Origin of the sequence: Sedimentitalea xiamensis, from assembly GCF_030164465.1 — a bacterium.
Lineage (GTDB): Bacteria > Pseudomonadota > Alphaproteobacteria > Rhodobacterales > Rhodobacteraceae > Sedimentitalea > Sedimentitalea xiamensis.
This window is the reverse complement of record NZ_JASNJE010000023.1, coordinates 45,070-65,616: the sequence shown is the minus strand read 5'-3', so window position 1 is coordinate 65,616 and position 20,547 is coordinate 45,070. Positions and strand designations below refer to the sequence as shown.

Below are 20,547 nucleotides of genomic sequence, written 5' to 3'. Positions count from 1 at the left end.
TTCAGCCCCCCTCACCGCGGATAACATAAAGCGTCACCCCGCCGCGAAGATCCGCCCCCATCAACGCGTTGACATTGATCGCCTGGCGGCCTTTCCATCCATCCGGCGGGGTAATCGAAACCTTCACGTCCTGGCTTTCGCCGCCATCAAGATCAAGGGTTTCCGGCGCGATCCCGACCGACCAGCCATTCGGGATCGGATGCGCAGATGGACCATGTCGGGACCGCGCAAAGGCCCAATCCGGAAGTTTCTCGCTGTATTCATTATGCACCGGCGCCGTGGCGAGCCTGGGAAAGCGTTTGTCGCTGTCGGTCTTGTCCGGCTTCTCCCTGCAATCCACCGGCGGAGGTATGGTGTAGGCGTCAGCGATAAGCCTGAGACTCCGCCGGACCGTGTCCTCGTTTCTGACAGGAAAGGTGAACACCGCCGGCGACTGCGCGGTGCCGACATTGGTGTTTTCCTGACCGAGATTGTTCTTGAAATTCGCGTCCTCGGCCCAGTTGAGCTGCACCTTGAGGCAGTAATGCCCAGGAGCGCCCGGCGTTCGCCAGATCGTTCTGGCGGTGGCCGGGTGTCCCGGTGCGCCCTTTACCGGCAGCGTCACGGTATCGGTGCCGATCACGATTGGCTGTGGCCCGATGCCGAAGTCGTGGAAGTAGAAATCGACGCCCAGCCCCACTGCCGGCGCCTTGGTGGAATTGTTCCAGATCGTCGCGCGGACCTCGTAATCGGTGCCCGGCTTGAGAGAGGAGGAAGAGACCGGGTTCCCGTTCTCGTAAAGCTGAATATCGGGATTGTCCCAGGTTACCGACAAGCCCTGTTCCATCAGATATCTCTGGGAGTAGATCAGCGGATCGGCACGGCGGTAGATGTCGGGAGGAACGCGACCGCACTTGGGCGGGCAGCCGGCGCGTGCTCCACGGCGATCGTCGCGAAGTTTTTCGTACCGCCGGCACATCGCGATCACATCGCGCGCAAGCGCTACGGCGTCGCGCAGAAACCTGAGCGTGAAAAAGTAGACGATTGCAGTCTTCAGGCCATTAAGCAGTGCCGCGGGAAACCCCGAGAATCTTTCCATGAACGCCCCCCATATGGGAATTGGCGATTAGAAAATGTCTTCACTATTGCTGATCTGACGTTGAAACACCTTGAGAGTCGCAAGCCGGTTGACGAGGCAACCCGGAATTCGTCGATCATGCATCAGTTTGCGGCAAATTATGATTCGCCGCAAGATTGTGGCACCTCTGCCGGGCTGGCGGATCGGGCCGAACGGGCGGTTTCCGGACCCAGTCCGCAAATGACAGGCGAAGCGGCAAGGAAGCCGGGGCCAACATTCAGACTGTCCGGAGTCAGGGTTCCTCTCTGCATCGCCGCAAGGCGGTCCAAAACCCGTTTCAGATTTCAGCATGATGCCGGCAAACTGTTCATGTGAAAATTTACAGGCAGCTCCGCCCAGTGCTGATTTATTCGGCCCGCGGTTCCTTTCGTGTGCATTGCCCGGAACGCAATCTCTTGAGTGGCATTCCTCTACGGATGCCAACCGGGAAGCATGATCCTCCGCTGCGCAAGAGTGCGGCCTTTGCACGGTCGCGCGCCAAGATCGCTATCGTTCCAGGCCCGAGAGGTCGCGCCGACCGTCCTGGCGTTCGTCAGGGGTCACGGCGCCTCGTCCACCGGTCTGCCCATCCGGCCTGTGACCCGGCCGCCCTTGACGGTCAGCGCGACCGGCCCGCCGGTCGCGACCGCTTCGGCCAAAGTCCTGCCGGGAACCAATGCCAGATCGGCGTTGCAGCCGACATCCAGGCCATGTCCCCGCACCCCCATCACCGCCGCACCGCCGGTCGAACAGACCGCAAGCGCCTGCGCTAGGTCCGCGTCCGACCGCATGTTGTTCTTCTGCGCGACGATTCGCGCCCGGTCGAGCATGTCGGGGCGGTTCCAGGGATTCCAGGTGTCCAGCACCCCATCGCACCCCGCGCCCATGCGCAGCCCCGCACCCAGCACCCGCTTGACCTTGGGCACCTCGGCGGACGGCGCGCCGGTGGTCAGGATCGCCACGTCCTGATCCGCGAGTCCCGACAGCAGCGCCTCGGTGCGGTTCCAGTCCGGCATTCCGAGACAGAAGGCGTGGGAAATCGCCACCTTGCCCTTCATCCCAAGCGCGCGCGTGCGTTCGAGAATCATCTCCATGGAAAACGCGCCCAGTTCGCCGCCTTCGTGCAGGTGGATGTCGATGCCGCGCCCGAACTTGTCGGCGAGCGCGAAAATCGCATCCAGATGCCCCTTGGGGTCGCGGTCGATGCCGCAGGGATCGAGCCCGCCGACCAGATCCGCACCCATCGCCATGGCGCTGTCCAGAAGCGCTGCCGTGCCGGGGCGGATCATCAACCCGGACTGCGGAAAGGCGACGATCTCGATCTGCACCAGATCGCGCAGCGTTTCGCGGGTTTGCAGGACACCTTCGATGGCCGCCAGGCCGTTGTCCGTGTCCACATCGACATGGCTGCGGATATGGGTCGTTCCGGTCCCGGCAAGCGCCAGTGCATGCCGCATGGACTGACGTGCCGGGTCATGGTTCTGCCGGCGGCGTTCAAAGCGTTCGTTTTCGATCATCGCGCGCAGATCTGTGCCGACCGCGTTCTCATACCAGCCCATGCCCATGAACGTCTTGTCCAGATGGGTATGCGCCTCGACGAGGCCGGGGATGGCGATGGCCCCGTTTGCATCTTCCGTCGCGACGCCGGGGGCCTGGATACGTGGCGCGATTTCGGCAATGACCCCGGCGCGGATCAGCATGTCGGCCCGGTCCCGCCCGAGGGGTCGAAGGTTGCGGATCAAAAGGTCGGTCATGCTGCCTCCGGGGCGAAGCGCCCAGTTCCTGAAAGCGGCCGGATCTGGCCGCGGGGTATTGCCAGACGACCGTTCAGGCCGATGCGGGCTACGGCCCGGTCATGCAACCGGACATGGTTCATTGCCGGCGTCCCCAGCCGATGGCCGGTGGTTCGCGGCCGCAGCCAGCGTCCGGACGCCAAAAGGCCCATGACCGGGACGGGGCGCGGCGATGCCGCCGGGATGAACACCCGGACAGCAGGCATCAAACGGCCTTCTTCGGCGACGGGGCCGCTTGCGCTGCTTCCCAGGCTTCTGCCTCAACGGGTTTCTTGAGTTCGAATTGCCTGTCCGCCACGATGTAGTTGTCGGCATGCAATCGCGCGACGGGCTGATAGGTCGTCGGGTCGACATAGCGTCCCTGGGGATCCAGGCAATCGTCGCGCACCGTCATTTCCACCACTTCGCCCAGCACGATGGCGCGGCGGGGAAAGTCGATGATCCTCTCGACCCGGCATTCCATGGCGCAGGGCGTCCGGGTCAGGAAAGCTGCGTCGACCCGGCGGCAATCCGAAGTCTCCAGCCCCGCGAACGCCGGTTCATCGACGTCGCGGGCGAAATTGATGCCGCACAGGATCATCGCATCGGCAATCTCCATGTCCACCATGTTGACGCAGAATTCCTGTGTCCGGCGAATATTGACCAGCGTGTCTTTCTCGTTCCCGTCGCCGCGCGTCTGTATGCCCAGAATGACGATCGGCGGATCCTGCGAGAAGACGTTGAAAAAACTCATCGGCGCCGCGTTCGTGTGGCCACACTCCGAACGGGTCGTGACGAGCGCGATCGGACGGGGACCGACAAAGTTTGTCAGCAAGCGATACCTGTCCTCGGGCGGTAGTCGGGTAAAATCGAAATCCATCATCCTGCCTTCTGAAAAATGACATGCCGACGCACCCTTCCTGCGTGGCATGACGGCGGACCAGAGCCGCGCCATGCGAAAGGAAGGCGGGTGCCCCGTTGCTACAACGGACGCAGGCCGGTGGACAGGGCAGATCGAAACCGAATTGCCGGCGGCGGAACCAGATGGCCTTGTCCCGAGCCGGATGAACCGCCCCGTCCCGCCATTGCGTTGTGGAGCAGCCGCCCGCCAACCGAAGCATGCGCCGCAGAACGGCTTCCCCTTGCCGCAAACCGACCGCCATGAAACCGTTTCCGGGGCCAGGGAAAGCAAACAGGCCCGATTCAGTCGAGATCGGTCCATGGCCAGGGTTTCACGTTGCTGGCCGCGGTCTGGTATCTTGCCGCCTTCGCCATCCAGATGCCCAGATCGGTTCCGAAATCGGCCAGCCGTTCGTTCGGTTTCTTGTGGTTTCCCAGCATGACGACGAACTGCACCACCGTGGCCAGGCTCAGCACGGTTTGCGCGACGGATATCATGACCGCGATCAGCACCATGAAAACCAGCCGCGCGGGCAGGCCGTCCGGCTCGTCGGGTTCGAACTGCTCGCCATGCAGACGGCCTTCGATCTTGGCGTCATTCTCGCGCATTCCCTTGCCCCCTCTACCCAGCCAGACCCGCTGGCATCGCGTCTGAACCGATGATTGCAACAGTATAGCTTCATCCGCCACCCAAAGTGCAACCGGGCAAAAAAGTGCTGTCATCGCCGGAAGATTGCGCTTTACAAAGGCAGGCACCGGAAAACATCCCAGTCATCGAGGCCCGCAATGAGAAAACGCAAGCTACGTCAGGACGGAACGCGCGTTTCAGAAGTGGGGCTGGGATGCTGGAGCTTCGGCGGGTCCTACGGACCCACGACCGAAGCGGAAGCGCATCGCACCCTGTCCGCCGCGCTCGATCTTGGCGTCGACTTTCTCGACACCGCGAACGTCTATGGCATGGGTGTTTCGGAAAACATGATCGGCTCGTTTCTCAAAGGCGATTCCAGTCGTTTCACGATTGCGACCAAGGCCGGTATCTGGCGTGATCCGGATACCGGCAAACGCGGTTTCAACAACCAGGCGGATTACCTGCGCAAGGAACTCGAAAAATCCCTGTCCCGGCTGGGGCTCGAACATATCGATCTCTACTACATCCATCGCCGGGATCAGGATGTCTCGGTCGAAGACCTCATGGAAACCCTTCTCGGATTCAAGAAAGACGGCAAGATTGGTGGTATCGGGTTCTCCGAGATTTCGCCGGCCACCCTGCGCAGGGCCACGGCCATCGGGCCGGTCGACGCGGTGCAAAGCGAATATTCCCTGTGGACGCGGCAACCTGAACTCGGGATGATCCAGACCTGCGCCGAACTGGGCGTGGCCTTCGTGCCGTTCTCTCCACTCGGTCGCGGGATGTTCACCTCTGTCGAACCTGAGCCCGCCACTTTCGAAGAGGGTCATTTCCGAAAGGGCACCCCCCGGTTCACCGAGCCGAATTTCAGCCACAACCTGCGCCACATCCGCGCGTATCGGGACCTGGCCAGCGACCTGTCCACCGCGCCTGCGACCCTGGCGGTCGCGTGGTCCCTGGCGCAGGGCGGACATCTTCTCCCGATCCCCGGAACGCGCACGGCGGAACATCTCGCGGAATGCGTCGCGGGCAGCGATTTTCCGATGACCGCCGAGATCATGGCCGAAATCGACAGGAAATTGCCGGTCGGATGGGCGCATGGCGACAGATATACGCACGATCAGTGGGTCGGCGTCGAAGGATATTGCTGAGACCCTTTCGCTGTCAGGCCCGACGCGCCGCGCCCCTGCCCTCCGGCCCCGCCAGAACCTCGACATCGTGCCGCGGGAAATCAAGTGTTCCATTAAATAGCATCATATGTTTCTGTGAGCGGAACAGAATCAACGACCGTCCGACCAACCCGCAATGGCAGATCCGCAACTCACCTCCATGCAGTCGATCAGGCGGACCGCTCTGGTCCTGAAAGCGCTCTCGGAAGGGCCGTCCCGCGGTCTGCGTCTGTCCGATGTCTCGACGGCGGTTGAGCTGAGCAAGACAACCGCGCTGCGGTTGCTCAAGGCCCTGATGGACGTTGGATATGTCGATTATGACGAGGCCGCCAAATGCTACCGGCTGGGATATGAACTGTTCGCGCTCGGTATCTCGGCCCGGCGGTTCCATATCATCGAACTCGCCCGTCCGGGCCTTGCGCGGCTGGCCGAGGCCACGGAAGACACGGTTTTCCTTTCCGTGCGCGATGGCGACCAGGCGCTCTGCGCGGACCGCTGCACCGGGTCCTATCCGATCCGCACGCTCACGCTTTCCGTGGGCGACAGAAGACCGCTGGGCGTCGGAGCCGGATCTCTGGCCCTGCTCGCCTTTGAAAATCCCGCGGAAATCGACCGGATTCTGGAAGCCACCCGCCGTGACCGCCTGACCTATGCGGGACATGACGACGAAACGATGACGCAGCTCATCGGCCAGACACAGCGCACCGGGCATTCCTATAACGACGGACGGATTGTCGGCGCCATGAACGCGGTCGGCGTCCCCGTGCTGGACGCCAATGGGCGGGTCGTCGCGGCCCTGTCCATCGCCGCCATACGCGAACGCATGACCGGACCGCGCCGGTCGGAACTGGTGGCGCTGCTGATCGCAGAGGCGGAACAACTCGGCCGGGCATTGGGTAGCAGGGACATGGAAAGGATGACAGGTGGCGCAGGATAACGGGCATAATCTCGACCGCGACAGGTTCGGCGCGATGCTGCAATTGATGCATCGCATCCGCGCCTTCGAAGAAGCCGCCATCGCCGCCCAGAAGGACGGGCTGGTGCTGGGCGCGATCCATCCGTCCATCGGGCAGGAAGCCGTCGCCGCCGGCATCTGCGCCAATCTCGACAGGAACGACCTGCTGCTGTCCACCCATCGCGGCCACGGCCATACCCTGGCCAAGGGGGCCGATCCGCTGGCGATGATGCGCGAACTGTTCGGGCGCGCGGGCGGCACCTGCGGCGGCAAGGGCGGGTCGATGCACATTGCGGATTTCGGCGTCGGAATGCTCGGGGCCAACGGGGTCGTGGGGGCAAACATTCCCATCGCCACCGGCGCGGCCCACGGGCTGAAACTTCAGGGGTCGGACCGGATCGTGACCTGCATCTTCGGCGACGGGGCGATCAATCGCGGCCCGTTTCTCGAAGGGTTGAACTGGGCGCGGGTGTTCGATCTTCCGGTGCTGTTTGTCTGCGAAGACAACGGTTTTTCGGCAACCACCCGCACGCGCGAGATGACCGGCGGCGGTGGAGCCGGGGCACGGGCGGAAAGCCTGGGCATTCCCGCCGTCGCGGTGGACGGCAACGACCTTGTCGCCGTGGACGCCGCGGCGCGGGCCGCAATCGCCGACATCCGCACAGGCAAGGGACCTGTCTTGATGCACTGCCGGACCTATCGCATCACCGGCCACACTGCGGTCGATCCGGCGACCTACCGCCCCGCGTCCGAGGTTGCGGCGCAACGGGAAAATTGCCCGATTGCCCGCCTGGAATCGGCCTTGCGCCTGGCCGGAATGGCGGACGGCGACCTGGCTCGCGCCCATGGCGAAGCGGCGCGGGAAATGACGGATATCGCCGCGCAGGCACGGGACACCGACTGGCCCGCGCCAGAGGCGGCCTATACCGATGTGCAGGACATGGGCGATCCCCGCGAGAGGGCTTTCTGATGGCGACAGACACCTATCTGAACGCAGGCCGCCGCGCGGTCATCGAGGAAATGCAGCGTGACGGATCCGTCTGGGCCTTGGGCGAAGACCTGGGTCGCGGCGGTGTCTTTGGCCAATACAAGGGCCTGCAGGAGATGTTCGGCACAAGCCGCATCGCCGACACGCCGATTTCCGAAGCCTGCATCATGGGCGCGGCGGTCGGTGCGGCGATGACCGGAACCCGGCCCATCGTCGAGATGCGATTTTCCGACTTCGCGCTCTGCGCGGTGGATGAGCTGGTCAACCAGGCGGCCAAGGCGCGGTTCATGTTCGGCGGCCAGATGCGCGTGCCGATGGTGGTGCGCGAACCGATCGGCATGTGGCGGTCCTCGGCAGCGCAGCACTCGCAATCTCTGGAAGCGTGGTATGCCCATATCCCCGGCCTTGTCGTCGTGACACCGTCGACCCCCGCCGACAACCTGGGCCTGCTGAAATCCGCGATCAGGAACGACGATCCGGTGGTTTACCTCGAGCACAAGAACCTCTGGGTCCTGGAAGGCGACCTGCCCGACGGCGAGCACCTCGTGCCGCTTGGTGAGGCCGCCATTGCCCGCGCCGGCGATGCGGTCACCATCGTCACCTGGTCCGCGATGCGCCATGTCTGCCTGATAGCGGCCGAAACCCTTTCCGCGCAGGGCGTCGAGGTCGAGGTCATCGACCTGCGCACGCTTTGGCCCTGGGATCGCGACACCGTGTTCGGCTCGGTACAAAGGACCGGGCGGCTTCTGGTCGTGCAGGAATCCGTCAGCGTCGCCGGGTTCGGCGCGGAAATCGCCGCCAGCGTGGCCGAAGCCCTGCATCATGACCTGAAAGCGCCTGTGCGCCGGTTGGGCGCGCCGCGCATTCCCATCGCCTATGCCCCCGCGCTCGAAGACCGCGCGCGGGTCAGCCAGGAGAGCATCATCGACGCGGTTCGGGGTCTGATCGCCCCCCGCACCGCGGCCTGAACCGGCGGCCCGTGCCGCCACCACACCTGAGGGAGGACCAACCATGCAATTTTTCAAGACCGTGATCGCCGCGGTGGCCACGCTGGCCGCGACCGCTGCCGTTGCCCAGGAGTACAAGGAAGAATACCGCGTTTCCACCGTCGTGCCGGCGCCGTTTCCGTGGGGCATCGCCGCTGAGAAATGGGCGGAACTGACCGCGGAACGCAGCGAAGGGCGGATCAACCTGAAGATCTATCCCGGCGTGCAGCTTGTCCAGGGCGATCAGACCCGCGAATTCACCGCAATGCGGCAGGGCGTGATCGACATGGCGGTCGGTTCGACCATCAACTGGTCGCCGCAGATCACCGAGTTGAACCTGTTCTCGATGCCCTTCCTGATGCCGGATTACGCGGCGCTGGATGCGCTGACGCAGGGACCGGTGGGCGAAAGGATCTTCGAGATCGTCCAGGCGAAGGGCGCGGTGCCGCTGGCCTGGGCCGAAAACGGCTTCCGCGAGGTGACAAACTCCAAGACGCCGATCCGCACCCCCGCGGATCTGGAAGGCCTGAAGCTGCGCGTCGTCGGATCGCCGATCTTCAGCGACATGTTCAGCGCCATGGGCGCGAACCCAACCCAGATGAGCTGGGCCGATGCGCAGCCGGCTCTGACCACCGGGGCGGTGGACGGGCAGGAAAACCCCCTGACCATCTATTCGGTGCTGAACATGCACGAACTGGGGCAGACCAACGTGACCCTGTGGCACTACGTAGCGGACCCGCTGATCTTTGCGGTGAACCAGCAGGTGTGGGACAGCTTCACCTCAGAGGACCAGGAAATTCTGCGCCAGGCCGCCATCGATGCCGGAGCCATCGGAATCGAGATCGCCCGCAAGGGCCTGACCGACGGCGACCAGAGCCTGATCGAAGACATCCGCGGCAAGGGTGTCGAGGTGATCACCCTGACGGACGCGGAAAGACAGGCCTTCGTGGACGCGACGCGCCCGGTCTATGACGCCTGGAAGGAAAAGATCGGCGCAGATCTGGTCGATCTGGCCGAACAGTCCATCGCCAACCGTTGAGGAACCAGCGCCGGGCCCGGATGGGCCCGGCCTCTGCCTGGGGGCAATCGGATGGATCAGCCAGACCCGACACCGGCCGACGACACCGGAACCGATCACACCATCGTGCCGGTGCGCATCGAGGAAGCCCTTGGCGCGGCCGCCATGGCGCTGATCTGCCTGATCTCCTTTGCGAACGTGATCGCGCGCTATGCGACCAACGTGTCCTTCGCCTTCACCGAGGAATATTCCGTGTTCCTGCTCGTCTTCATGACCTTCGTCGGGGCATCTGCCGCCTTCGCCGGCAATGAACACATCCGGATCACGTTCTTTCTGAACCGGATGCCTGCCACTTTGCAGCGTCTGTGCGAGCTTGTGACGCTTCTGGCCACGACGCTGATGTTCTCGCTGATCATCTATTTCGGCGGCCGCGTGACCTATACCGAATGGTATTGGGAAGAAACCACGCCGGGTCTGGGCAATCCGACCTGGATCTACACGATCTGGATGCCGATCCTGTCGGTGGCCATTCTGCTGCGGGTTCTGGGCCGGGGATGGGCGCGGTTCCGCAAGGGGCGCGCCGCATGATCCTGGCCAATGTCATGTTGCTGGCGGTTTTCGTCGGCCTGATGCTGATCGGCACGCCCATCGCCGTCGCGCTCGGACTTGGTGGCGCGGTCGGGGTCTGGCTCGGGCTCGATGCGACCGCGCTTGGCATGATCGGGCCGAACACCTATGCCGCCGTCGCCAAATATCCGCTGATCGCCATTCCGCTCTTCATCCTCACCGGCGCGATGTTCGAACGGTCCGGCGTCGCCGCCCGGCTGGTGGAATTCGCGCAGTCTCTGATCGGGCCGCGCCGCGGCGGCCTGGCTTTGGTGGCGATACTTGTCTGCATGATCATGGGCGGCATGTCGGGTTCCGGCCCGGCGGACGCCGCCGCGGTCGCCACCGTGATGTTGCCATCGATGGTGAAGGCGGGATATCCGAAACCTTTCACCGCCAGCGTGATCGCCGCCTCGGCCTCGACCGCGATCCTGATTCCGCCGTCGATCGCCATGATCGTCTATTCCGTGATCATACCGGGCATGGATCTGCGGGCCCTGTTCGCCGCCGGGCTCTTGCCGGGCCTGCTGCTCGGCGTGGCCATCGCTGTCCCGACCCTGATCCTGAGCCGCCGCCACGATTTCGGCGTCGGCGAGGTCGAGAAGCGCCCGCCCTTCTGGCCCAGCTTCCAACGCGCCCTTCCGGGACTGATGGCGCCGGTCATCATCCTGGGCGGATTGCGGTCCGGCCTGTTCACTCCGACGGAAACCGCCGTCGTGGCGGTGTTCTACGGGTTGTTCGTCGGCACCGTTCTCTACCGCACCATGGGCTGGCGCGACATCTACAACGTTCTGGCGGAAAGCGCCCGGATCTCGGGCGTGCTGATGATCATCCTGTCGCTGGCCGGCCTGTTCGCCTGGGCAGGCTCCACCATGGGCGCGTTTTCCGCCACGGCGGAGCTGATCCTCGGGGTCAGCGACAACCAGTGGGTGATCCTCTGCCTGGTCATGGTCGTGATGCTGCTGGCCGGCATGGTGCTGGACGGGGTATCCATCTACCTGATAACGCTGCCGTTGCTGATCCCGATCATCAACGCCTTCGAATGGTCCTACGTCTGGTTCGGGGTGGTGATGGCGATCAACATCGCCATGGGGCAATTCACCCCGCCCGTGGCCGTCAACCTGATGGTGACGGCCAAGATCGCCGGGGTGCCTCTGGAATCCACCTTTCGCTGGGTCGGGTGGCTGCTGTTCGCCATGGCCGTGGCGCTGGCCCTGATCATCGCCTTTCCGGAAATCGCGCTCTGGCTGCCGAGGGTTCTGGGCTATCGCATAACTTGACACGAGGTTGACATGTCCGAAAGCAACGAAATGACCGGAGGCGAGGCCTTGGCCCGCACCCTGATGAGCCACGGGGCCGGGCCGATCTTCGGCATGGGAGGCTTTCAGCTTCTGCCCTTCTATGACGCCGCACGCCGTCTCGGCCTGAACCACCACCTGATCAACGACGAACGCTGCGGCGCTTTCGCCGCAGACGCCTATGCCAAGGTCTCGGGCCGCGTCGGGCTGGTCGATGCGACGCTCGGGCCGGGAGCGACGAATCTCGTGACGGGTCTTGTCGAGGCATTGAACGCCGGATCCCCGATCGTCGCGATCGTCGGCGATACCCACCGGGACCACTCCTGGAAGAACATGACCCAGGAAACCCACCAGGCTGAAATCCTGCGTCCTGCCGCCAAGGAGGTGATCCGGGTCGAGGCGGTCCACCGTATCCCCGAACTGCTGCGACGGGCCTTCATGGTCGCAACGACGGGACGGCCCGGTCCGGTGGTTCTGATCGTGCCCGAGGATGTGGCGCATGGCACCCATGGCTTCGGCGACGGCGATTTCGACAGCGACCCGCGTTATCAGGCAGCGCCGGCCCTGCGGTGCCGCCCCGAAGCCGAGGCGCTGGCGCGGGCGGCGGCGATGCTGGCGGCGGCGGAACGGCCCCTGGTTCTGGCCGGAGGCGGCGTTCACATCTCGCAGGCTGCGGATATCCTGACGGCCCTGTCGGAAGCGGCCCGGATCCCCGTGGCCCACACGATGAGCGGCAAGGGCGCGGTTCCCTGCACCAGCCCGCTGAGCGCCGGGCTCTTCGGGCGATACGACCGCATCGCCAACGAGCTGATCGAAGACAGCGATTGCCTTCTCGTCGTGGGCTGCAAGCTCGGCGAGATCGCGACCAAGCGCTATACCGTGCCGGCGCCTGGCAAGACGGTGATCCACCTGGATTGCGTCGCCGAGGAAATCGGCCGGACCTACGCGCCGACGCTGCCGCTGTGGGGCGACGCGCGCGAAGGGCTGCGCGATCTCAAGGCGGCGCTGACCGGCGGCACCGTGCCCGCGGCGCGCGCGGCCTGGTGCGACAGGGTTCTTGCGCGCATGAACGACTGGCGCGAGATGGCGCGCGCGCGGCTTGAAAGCGACGAGGTGCCGGTATCGATGGGGCGGATGATCGGGGAACTGAACACGCACCTGCCACAGGATGCTATCCTGATCGCCGACGGCGGGTTCGCCGCGCACTGGAGCGGGCTGCTGTTTGACAGCCGCAGGCCCGGCCGCGGATTCGTTCCGGACAGGGGCTTCGCATCCATCGGCTACGGCCTTCCCGGCGCGATGGGCGCCTGCATCGCCGCCCCGGAACGATCCGTCGTCGCGATAACCGGCGATGGCGGTTTCAACATGGTGCTGGGCGAACTCGAAACCGCCCGCCGCATGGGCCTGGCGCCGACGATCATCGTGGTGAACAACGCCGCATCGGGCTACGTGAAGGCGCTGCAACACCTGATGTATGGCGAAGGCGCCTATCAATCCAGCGATCTCGCGGAAACCAATTATGCGGATGTGGCCAATGCGATGGGCTGTCTCGGTATCCGTGTGGAAACGCCGGACGCGCTGGCGGGCGCGTTGAAACGGGCACTGGCGGAAACCGGGCGACCCACCGTCCTGGACGTGGTCGTGACCCGCGATCCGGGCAAGATGCTGCCCGCGGCGGACAGCCGCGCGGTCAAGGTCAGGAAGGGCGACCGGGTTGCCTGACCCGATCCTGGCGGACAGCGCGACACGCCTTGGTCCCGACGCCATCGGCAAGGTCGCGGTCACCGGATCGCATGGCGGAATCTATGCCGCGTTTCTGGTCCGGCAGGCAGGCGCGCGCGCCGCGATCTTCCACGACGCGGGGGTCGGGCTGGAGCAGGCCGGGATCGGCGGATTGCGCTGGCTGGAAGCCCAGGGCATGGCCGCGGCCGCGGTGAATCACGCCACCGCGGATATCGGCAATGCGGGGATGATGATGGCTCGGGGCATCCTGTCGCATGTCAACGCCGGCGCGGCCGCGGCCGGTCTGGCCCCCGGCATGGCCTGCGCCGCCGCCGCCAGGCTGCTGGCGCGGACGCCGCTGCCCGACGGCCCTTGCCCCGATATCCGCGAAGGCCGCGAGGAAATCACCTTGCCCCGCGCAAAGCGCCGGCTGATCCTGGTCGACTCCGCCGGCCTCGTGCGGCCCGACGACGCCGGTCAGGTGGTCGTGACCGGATCGCATGGCGCGATCTTCGGGGGCAACCCGGCCAACGCCCTGAAAACCGATGCCCACCTCGCGCTCTTCAACGACGCGGGCGGTGCGGCCACGTCGCGCCTGCCGGCCCTGCAGGACCGGGGCGTTGCCGCCGCCACCGTGGCCGCGACGTCGGCCCGCATCGGCGACGCGCATTCGACATGGCACGACGGGACGATCTCGGCCCTCAACCCCGCTGCCGAAACGATCGGAGGCCGGATCGGCATGAAAGCCAGCGATCTGGTGGCATCGGCCCTGCGCTCTTGACCGCCCGCCGGCCTTCGGTGTCACTGTGCCCGGACAGGGATCGCGGGACCGGCAACCGAACATGAAAGCGGCGACATGACATCCATCCTCGGTATCGGCGAATGCATGATCGAACTTTCGCCCGCGGAGGGGTCGTTGCTTCGGCAGGGATTCGCGGGCGACGTGTTCAACACGTTATGGTATGCCAAGGCCACCGGCGGTCCCGATGCCGAAGTCGCCTTTTTCACCGCCGTCGGCGATGACCCGATCTCGGACCGGATGCTGGCATTCGCCGCCACAGCGGGTATCCGCTGCGATTCTGTTCCGCGCATACCGGGTCGAAGGCCAGGTCTCTACGTCATCCATCTGACAGGTGCCGAGCGCACGTTCAGCTACTGGCGCGACACGTCGGCGGCGCGGCTGATGATGCGGCATGCCAACCGCCTCTGGCCGCAGGTCGCGGATGCCGACTTTGTCTATTTCTCGGGGATCACCCTGGCGATCCTGAGCCACGAAGACTGCGAGTTGTTTCTCGGAAACCTGCGGGCGCGGATGAAACCCGGTGCGCGCGTGGCCTTTGATCCGAACCTCCGCCCGCATCTCTGGGACGATGCAGACCGGATGCGCCGGGTCATCTCGCGGGCGGCGGGCCTGTCGGATATCGTGCTTCCCAGTTTTGACGACGAGTGCCGAAATTTCGGCGACGCGGCCCCGGAAGACACGGCCCGGCGATATGGCGCGCTTGGCGCGGATCAGGTGGTGGTCAAAAATGGCCCGCTTCCGACGTTGCTGCTGAACAAGGGAGGTATGCAGGATTTCCCTGTGCCGCCCGTGGAAGGCGTCGTCGACACGACAGCGGCCGGGGATTCCTTCAATGGCGCCTATCTGTCCGCATTGGGCCGGGGCGCGGCCGTGGCGCAGGCGATTGCCGTTGCGCAGGCCTGTTCCGCGCAGGTCGTGTACCGCAAGGGCGCGCTGGTGCCGTTTTCCGACCTCAGGATCTGACCGGGCAGGCTTGCCGCGATCTCGGGCCGGCCCAGCCCCCCCGTCGGGTCCGACGAACCGACCGGCAATGGCACAAATTAATCTCTTCACAAGAACACGGACTCGGCCTATCAGAGGTCTGCTTCGGTCCGAGCGGCTTGCCGTCCGGATTTTCAAAATTAGGGAACACGGTGCCGCGCCATTCAAAAGCGCGAAATCCGGGACTGCCCCCGCAACTGTAGGCGGCGAGCGAAGCCGGGAAAAACCACTGTCACGATTGCCGTGACGGGAAGGTCCGGCCAAGCATTGACCCGCAAGTCAGGAGACCTGCCGAAGCGATCACCCTGTCCGGACGCGAGGGGCGTTTCGGGCTGCGGATCTTCCGCCGTGGTGGCTTCACCGTCTGCGGGGGACATCTTGCCCTCACCGGACAACCGATCAGGTCTGGCGACCGCTCCACGGTCGCATCCGAGGCAAAGAACATGACACGCTCCATTCATCTCGCCACCGTTGCCGCAGCCACACTCTGCGCGCAGCCGGCCATTTCGCAAACCCCCTTCGAACTGGATGAAATCGTCGTTTCCGGCGGGTTCACCCCGATCGAGGAACAACGCTATGGGCGCTCTGCAACCGTCCTGACCGCCGAAGACATCGAAAACGGGGGATTCATCACGGTGAAGGAAGCGCTGCGCACGGTGCCCGGCGTATCGGTCAGCGGAACAGGCGATAACCTGACGCAGGTGCGCATTCGCGGCGCCGAAGCCAATCATACGCTCATCCTGATCGACGGTGTCCAGGCATCCGCCGGCGACAACGAATACGTCCTGTCCGGACTTGAGACTGCGAATATCGAACGGATCGAAGTGTTACGCGGGCCGCAATCCGTCTTCTACGGCTCCAACGCATCCGCCGGCGTCATCAATATCATCACGAAGAAAGGCAATCTCGGCACCGAATTCGGCGGAACGGTCGAAGCCGGGGACGGCTATGCGGCGACCGCGCGATATTCCTTCCGGACCGATCGCGGCGGCTTGGCCCTGGGCCTGTCCCGCCTGGACGACGACGGCTACGACTATTCCGGCAGCAATGGCGAAGACGACGGCATCCGGCGCTCGACCATCAACCTGACCGGCGATTACAACGTGACGGAGCAGATCACGCTCGGCTTCACGTTGCGGGCATCAGACGAGGATTCCGATTTCGACGAAACGAACTTCCTGGCCATGGATCCGGCCGACTATGTCATAGACGATCCCGACCAGACGTCCGAACGCCAGGAACGCCAGGGCAGCCTCTACGCGGAATTCGACGCCCTGGACGGCCGGCTGATCCAGCGCCTGACCTTTGAAGGATCCGATTTCGAAACCAGCACCAATGGCGGCGATCCCACCAAGGCGGACCGGAAGGCCGCAAAATACCTGCTGAGCTACGGTCTGGACGGGCAGATGGTTTCAGACACCGATCACCTTTTGAACGTGTTGCTGGAATGGGAAGAGGATTCGTCGTCGACCAACTCGGAATATCGTCGCGAAACCAATTCCGTCGCCATGGAATACCGCGGCGCCCTGGAAAACGGCCTGAACCTTCAGGGCGGCTTGCGCTATGACGACAACAAGACCTTCGAAGACGACGTGGTCTGGACACTGGCGGCCTCCTACACATTCGCGCAAAGCGGTGTGCGTCTTCATACCTCTGCCGGAACCGGGTCGGTCAATCCCAGCTACTTCGAGCTGTTCGCCGATTCGTTCGGGTTCGTGGGCAATCCCAACCTGAAGCCGGAAAAGAACGAAAGCTTCGACATCGGGGTGGACGTGCCGTTCTGGGGCGACAGGGGGAGCATCGGCCTCACCTATTTCTACGACAACCTGACCGACGAAATCACGGCGGTTTTCGACCCGGTTTCGGGCAATTCGACCTTCATCAACGAGGACGGGAAAAGCAACCGGCGGGGCGTCGAACTGTCCGGCTCGCTTCAGGCGACGGACAGTCTGAACCTGCAACTCGACTATACCTACCTGCGTGCGCGAAACCCCGATGGTTCCATCGAGATCCGGCGTCCGAAGCATGAACTGTCGCTGTCCGCGACCCAGGAATTTCTTGCCGGGCGCGGACAGGTCACGGCCGATCTGCGCTATGTTGCGGGGAATTACGACACGCAGTTCTTCGGAAATTTCGACACCAAGGAGCTTCCCGATTACGTGACCGTCGATCTTTCGGCACAATATGAACTGACCGACGCGGTGCAACTGACCGGCCGAATCGTGAACTTGTTCGACGAAACCTACTCTGACACCTGGGGATATGCCACGCGGGGCCGCACGGCCTATGTCGGGTTGCGGGCCGCGTTCTGACATGTTGCGGGGGCTGGCATGGGCGGCGGCTCTGATCTGGCCCTGGGCCGGTGCGCACGCCGATCCGTCCCCCGCGCGCGTCGTGTCCATCAACCTGTGCACGGACCAGTTGGCGATGCTGATCGCGGATACCGGGCAGTTGGTGTCCGTGTCCCATCTTGCGACGGACCCGCGCAGTTCGGCGATGGTCGAACAGGCACGGGCTTACCCCGCCAACAGCGGTCTGGCCGAAGAGATCTATCTGATGCAGCCGGATCTCGTTCTGGCGGGTGAATATGGCGCCAATGCCACGGTGGACATGCTCAGACGGCTGGATGTGCCAGTCCTGCGGTTTGAACAGGCCTATTCGCTGGACGATGTGCGCGCCCGGATGATCCAGATGGGCGAGGTCCTCGGCCGGCAGGATCGCGCCGCGGAGCTTGTCGACAGGTTCGATGCCCGGCTCGGCGACTTTCAGGCAGAGATCGCGGCCCGCCCGCGCGCGGCGCTCTACTATGCCAACGGATACACCCTCGGCGACAAGTCGCTGGCGGGGCAAATCCTGACGAGGGCCGGTTTCGACAACGTCGCCGCCGACATCGGATACGAAGGCGGCGGCGTCCTGCCGCTCGAACTGCTGGCGATGAACATCCCCGACGCGGTGGTGACAGGACAACCATACCCCGGCGCGTCCCGGTCCGAAGAGATCATGGATCATCCGGTCGTGTCCGTTCTGCGCCGGCAGTCCGCCACCGCGTCCGTGACGGACAGCGATTGGGTCTGCGGGACACCCTTCGTTCTGGACGCCGTCAGCCAGATGACGGACCTCAGGCAGTCCTTGACGGCGGACCGGCCATGACCCGGCTTGGCCTGATCCTGTCGCTGCTGGTGCTGGCGCTGTTCGGCGCTGCGCTGGTGGTTGGCCCGGCGTCTATCGGTCCCGTCGACAGTATCGTCGCCTTGATCGGCGGGGACGGCGGCGCATCGACACTGGTCGTGCGCGAGATCCGCCTGCCGCGGGCGATTCTGGCGGCGTTGATCGGGGCGGGTCTGGGGATGGCGGGCGCCGCCATGCAAGGCTACTTGCGCAACCCGCTGGCCGACCCAGGACTCATCGGCATTTCCGGTGCGTCCGCATTGGGTGCGGTGATCGCCCTGCAAACCGGGCTGGCGGTGCAAAGCGGTATCGGGTTGCCGCTGGCGGCGCTGACCGGGGCGCTGATCGGCGTTCTGCTGGTTCTGGCTCTGGCGGGGCCGCGTGGGTCGTCGCTGACCCTGATCCTTGCAGGCATCGCGATTTCCGCATTGGCTGGGGCCCTGACATCGCTGGTTCTGAACCTGTCGCCCAATCCCTTTGCCGCGAATGAAATCGTGTTCTGGATGATGGGGTCGCTGGCGGACAGGTCGATGGCGCATGTCTGGATCGCCTTTCCTCTCATCCTTGCCGGGACCGTGATGCTCGCGACGCTGACGCGCGGTCTCGATGCGCTGACGCTGGGCGAGGACGCCGCCGAAGCCATGGGCCTGCGCCTGAACCGGATGCGCATGATCCTGATCCTCGGGACCGCCACCGTGGTGGCGGGATCGACCGCGGTCGCCGGCGCCATCGGGTTCATCGGGCTGGTCGTGCCGCATATCCTTCGCCCGCTGGTCGGGGCGCGGCCGGGACGTCTGCTTTGGGCGTCGGCCCTGGGCGGGGCGGCGATGCTTCTCGCTTCCGATCTTGCGGTGCGCATCCTGTTGCCCGCCCGCGACCTGAAACTGGGCGTCGTCACCGCGCTCGTCGGAGCGCCGCTGTTCCTGCATCTCATCCACCGCACCCGGAGGGAAGGCCTGTGACCGTGCTGTCCCTGTCCGGTTTCGGCGTGACGCTTCGCGGCAGGCCGATCCTGCGCGACATTGCCTTCGACATCGGCGGCGGAGAACTGGTCGGCCTGATCGGACCCAACGGCGCGGGCAAGACGACGCTGATGCGGGCCGCGCTCGGTCTGATCGGTTCGGTCGGACACAGTTCGCTTGCGGCCCTTGCCCCGGCCCAGCGTGGACGCGCAGTCGCATGGTTGCCCCAGGCCCGCGAAATCGCCTGGCCGGTGGATGTACAGACCGTGGTTTCGCTTGGACGCATGCCGCACATGTCCACCGGCCAGCGCATGACCGGAGCGGACCGGGACGCGGTCGACTCGGCGCTCGAACAGATGGGTTTGACGGAGCTGCGGCAGCGGACGGCGACTCGCCTCTCCGGCGGCGAACAGGCGCGGGTCCTGATCGCGCGCACCCTGGCGCAGGAAACCCCGCTGCTGATGGCGGATGAACCGATCGCAGGGCTTGATCCGGCGCACCAGATTTCGACCATGGAAACCTTTGCGGAACTCGCCCGGAAGGGCCGTTCCGTTTTCGTGTCGCTGCACGATCTCGGACTTGCGGTGCGTCACTGCACCCGGCTGATCGTCATCGACCGGGGCGGAGTGGTCGCCGACGGACCGCCGCGCGCGCTGCTGTCGCCCGACCTGATCCGAAAGACCTTCGGCATCACGGCCTGGTTCCAGGATACCCCGGAAGGGCTGGTCTTTCAGCCGCTGGAGGTGGCCACATGACCGCCGTGACCCTGAAGCGCCCGTGGCTCGAATTCGATCTCGGCGGGGACATGCAGGTTCTGAGCTGGGCGATCAACCGGCCCGGCTTTGTCACCGCACGCCGCATTTTCTGGCGCGAGGTCCGCAACGCCGACCTGTCCGAAGATTTCGATGTCGCCCGCTGGCTGTCGGAGGAACTTGAAGACCGGCAAGCGGCGGACGCCGTCACCTTGCTGACCTCGCGTGACATCGGCCGATACAAACAGGCCACCGCCAGCGTGGGCGGAACCACGGCGCATTGCGTCGCCACCGTGGGGCTTACCAATGCCGAACGGGTGGGATTCCGGACCGTTCGGGCGCATCCGGGGCGCGGCACGATCAACATCGCCATCCGCCTGACCGCCGGACTTTCGCAAACCGGTCTGCTGGAAACGCTGAGCATCGCCACGCAGGCCCGCACCGCGGCCATCATCGAGGTCGGGCTGCCCCTGCGCGATGGTCCGGCAACCGGGACCGGAACGGATTGCATCGCCGTGGCGGCCCCCATCGGAACCTGCACCTATGCCGGGCTGCACACCGATATCGGCGAAGCCGTCGGACGAGCGGTCTACCGCGCAACCCTGGCCGGCGCCCGTGACTGGATGGACGAATTCGCCTCGGCCCGATCAGAATGGGTGACGAATGCACAGGATCAGCGCAGCCTTCAAAACCCACTGCATCGGCCCCTGCCTGGGCGGACAGGTTGCAATGACTGCTGAAGGA

The 20,547-nt window shown here is 64.8% G+C and carries 19 protein-coding genes and 1 riboswitch; of the genes, 15 read left to right on the top strand and 4 right to left on the bottom strand.

The genetic code is table 11. The features are described 5' to 3' along the window. Position 1: 1 nt before the first annotated feature. The 4 genes from QO034_RS16605 to QO034_RS16590 all read right to left on the bottom strand — a co-directional run bounded on the left by QO034_RS16605 (position 2) and on the right by QO034_RS16590 (position 4,377). A complete protein-coding gene (locus tag QO034_RS16605) occupies positions 2 to 1,078 on the bottom strand; it encodes a hypothetical protein (RefSeq protein ID WP_284486648.1) in 1,077 nt (358 codons plus the stop codon). A 578-nt stretch (positions 1,079 to 1,656) separates the two neighbouring features. Beyond that, positions 1,657 to 2,850, bottom strand: a complete 1,194-nt coding sequence (locus tag QO034_RS16600; RefSeq protein WP_284486647.1) for an amidohydrolase family protein — start codon at positions 2,848 to 2,850, stop codon at positions 1,657 to 1,659. 244 nt (positions 2,851 to 3,094) lie between these two features. Further along, positions 3,095 to 3,748, bottom strand: a complete 654-nt coding sequence (locus tag QO034_RS16595) for a flavin reductase family protein (RefSeq protein WP_284486658.1) — start codon at positions 3,746 to 3,748, stop codon at positions 3,095 to 3,097. Positions 3,749 to 4,071: 323 nt separating this feature from the next. Further along, positions 4,072 to 4,377, bottom strand: a complete 306-nt coding sequence (locus QO034_RS16590) for a DUF4389 domain-containing protein (RefSeq protein WP_284486646.1) — start codon at positions 4,375 to 4,377, stop codon at positions 4,072 to 4,074. Positions 4,378 to 4,554: 177 nt separating this feature from the next. Between QO034_RS16590 and QO034_RS16585 the strand changes: the two genes are divergently transcribed. From QO034_RS16585 to QO034_RS16515, 15 genes are all read left to right on the top strand, one after another. Next, a complete protein-coding gene (locus tag QO034_RS16585) occupies positions 4,555 to 5,547 on the top strand; it encodes an aldo/keto reductase (RefSeq protein WP_284486645.1) in 993 nt (330 codons plus the stop codon). 154 nt (positions 5,548 to 5,701) lie between these two features. Then, positions 5,702 to 6,502, top strand: a complete 801-nt coding sequence (locus QO034_RS16580) for an IclR family transcriptional regulator (protein ID WP_284486644.1) — start codon at positions 5,702 to 5,704, stop codon at positions 6,500 to 6,502. Beyond that, positions 6,489 to 7,490, top strand: a complete 1,002-nt coding sequence (locus QO034_RS16575) for a thiamine pyrophosphate-dependent dehydrogenase E1 component subunit alpha (protein WP_284486643.1) — start codon at positions 6,489 to 6,491, stop codon at positions 7,488 to 7,490. Before QO034_RS16580 ends, QO034_RS16575 begins: the two co-directional genes overlap by 14 nt. Next, complete coding sequence (locus QO034_RS16570) at positions 7,490 to 8,476, top strand: alpha-ketoacid dehydrogenase subunit beta (protein ID WP_284486642.1); 987 nt, start codon at positions 7,490 to 7,492, stop codon at positions 8,474 to 8,476. Before QO034_RS16575 ends, QO034_RS16570 begins: the two co-directional genes overlap by 1 nt. A 43-nt stretch (positions 8,477 to 8,519) precedes the next feature. Further along, on the top strand, positions 8,520 to 9,533 hold the full coding sequence (locus QO034_RS16565) for a DctP family TRAP transporter solute-binding subunit (protein WP_284486641.1): 1,014 nt from the start codon (positions 8,520 to 8,522) through the stop codon (positions 9,531 to 9,533). 51 nt (positions 9,534 to 9,584) lie between these two features. Then, the gene (locus QO034_RS16560; protein ID WP_284486640.1) at positions 9,585 to 10,100 is read left to right on the top strand and encodes a TRAP transporter small permease; all 516 of its coding nucleotides are present in this window, start codon (positions 9,585 to 9,587) and stop codon (positions 10,098 to 10,100) included. Next, on the top strand, positions 10,097 to 11,398 hold the full coding sequence (locus QO034_RS16555) for a TRAP transporter large permease (protein WP_284486639.1): 1,302 nt from the start codon (positions 10,097 to 10,099) through the stop codon (positions 11,396 to 11,398). Before QO034_RS16560 ends, QO034_RS16555 begins: the two co-directional genes overlap by 4 nt. A 12-nt stretch (positions 11,399 to 11,410) precedes the next feature. Continuing rightward, positions 11,411 to 13,138 carry a thiamine pyrophosphate-binding protein gene (locus tag QO034_RS16550; protein WP_284486638.1) on the top strand — a complete coding sequence of 576 codons (1,728 nt, stop codon included), beginning with the start codon at positions 11,411 to 11,413 and terminating at the stop codon, positions 13,136 to 13,138. Further along, positions 13,131 to 13,919, top strand: a complete 789-nt coding sequence (locus QO034_RS16545) for a hypothetical protein (RefSeq protein WP_284486637.1) — start codon at positions 13,131 to 13,133, stop codon at positions 13,917 to 13,919. Before QO034_RS16550 ends, QO034_RS16545 begins: the two co-directional genes overlap by 8 nt. A 75-nt stretch (positions 13,920 to 13,994) precedes the next feature. After that, the gene (locus tag QO034_RS16540; RefSeq protein WP_284486636.1) at positions 13,995 to 14,903 is read left to right on the top strand and encodes a sugar kinase; all 909 of its coding nucleotides are present in this window, start codon (positions 13,995 to 13,997) and stop codon (positions 14,901 to 14,903) included. A 107-nt stretch (positions 14,904 to 15,010) separates the two neighbouring features. Then, positions 15,011 to 15,231: riboswitch (cobalamin riboswitch) on the top strand. Between the two features lie 133 nt (positions 15,232 to 15,364). Beyond that, positions 15,365 to 17,233 (top strand): TonB-dependent receptor plug domain-containing protein, encoded by a 1,869-nt coding sequence (locus tag QO034_RS16535; protein ID WP_284486635.1) that lies wholly within the window; start codon positions 15,365 to 15,367, stop codon positions 17,231 to 17,233. Between the two features lies 1 nt (position 17,234). Beyond that, the gene (locus QO034_RS16530; RefSeq protein ID WP_284486634.1) at positions 17,235 to 18,071 is read left to right on the top strand and encodes an ABC transporter substrate-binding protein; all 837 of its coding nucleotides are present in this window, start codon (positions 17,235 to 17,237) and stop codon (positions 18,069 to 18,071) included. Continuing rightward, positions 18,068 to 19,051 (top strand): FecCD family ABC transporter permease, encoded by a 984-nt coding sequence (locus QO034_RS16525; RefSeq protein ID WP_284486633.1) that lies wholly within the window; start codon positions 18,068 to 18,070, stop codon positions 19,049 to 19,051. Before QO034_RS16530 ends, QO034_RS16525 begins: the two co-directional genes overlap by 4 nt. Then, positions 19,048 to 19,806 (top strand): ABC transporter ATP-binding protein, encoded by a 759-nt coding sequence (locus tag QO034_RS16520; RefSeq protein WP_284486632.1) that lies wholly within the window; start codon positions 19,048 to 19,050, stop codon positions 19,804 to 19,806. Before QO034_RS16525 ends, QO034_RS16520 begins: the two co-directional genes overlap by 4 nt. Next, on the top strand, positions 19,803 to 20,543 hold the full coding sequence (locus QO034_RS16515) for an adenosylcobinamide amidohydrolase (protein ID WP_284486631.1): 741 nt from the start codon (positions 19,803 to 19,805) through the stop codon (positions 20,541 to 20,543). The genes QO034_RS16520 and QO034_RS16515 overlap by 4 nt, the downstream gene beginning before the upstream one ends. Positions 20,544 to 20,547 lie beyond the last annotated feature (4 nt).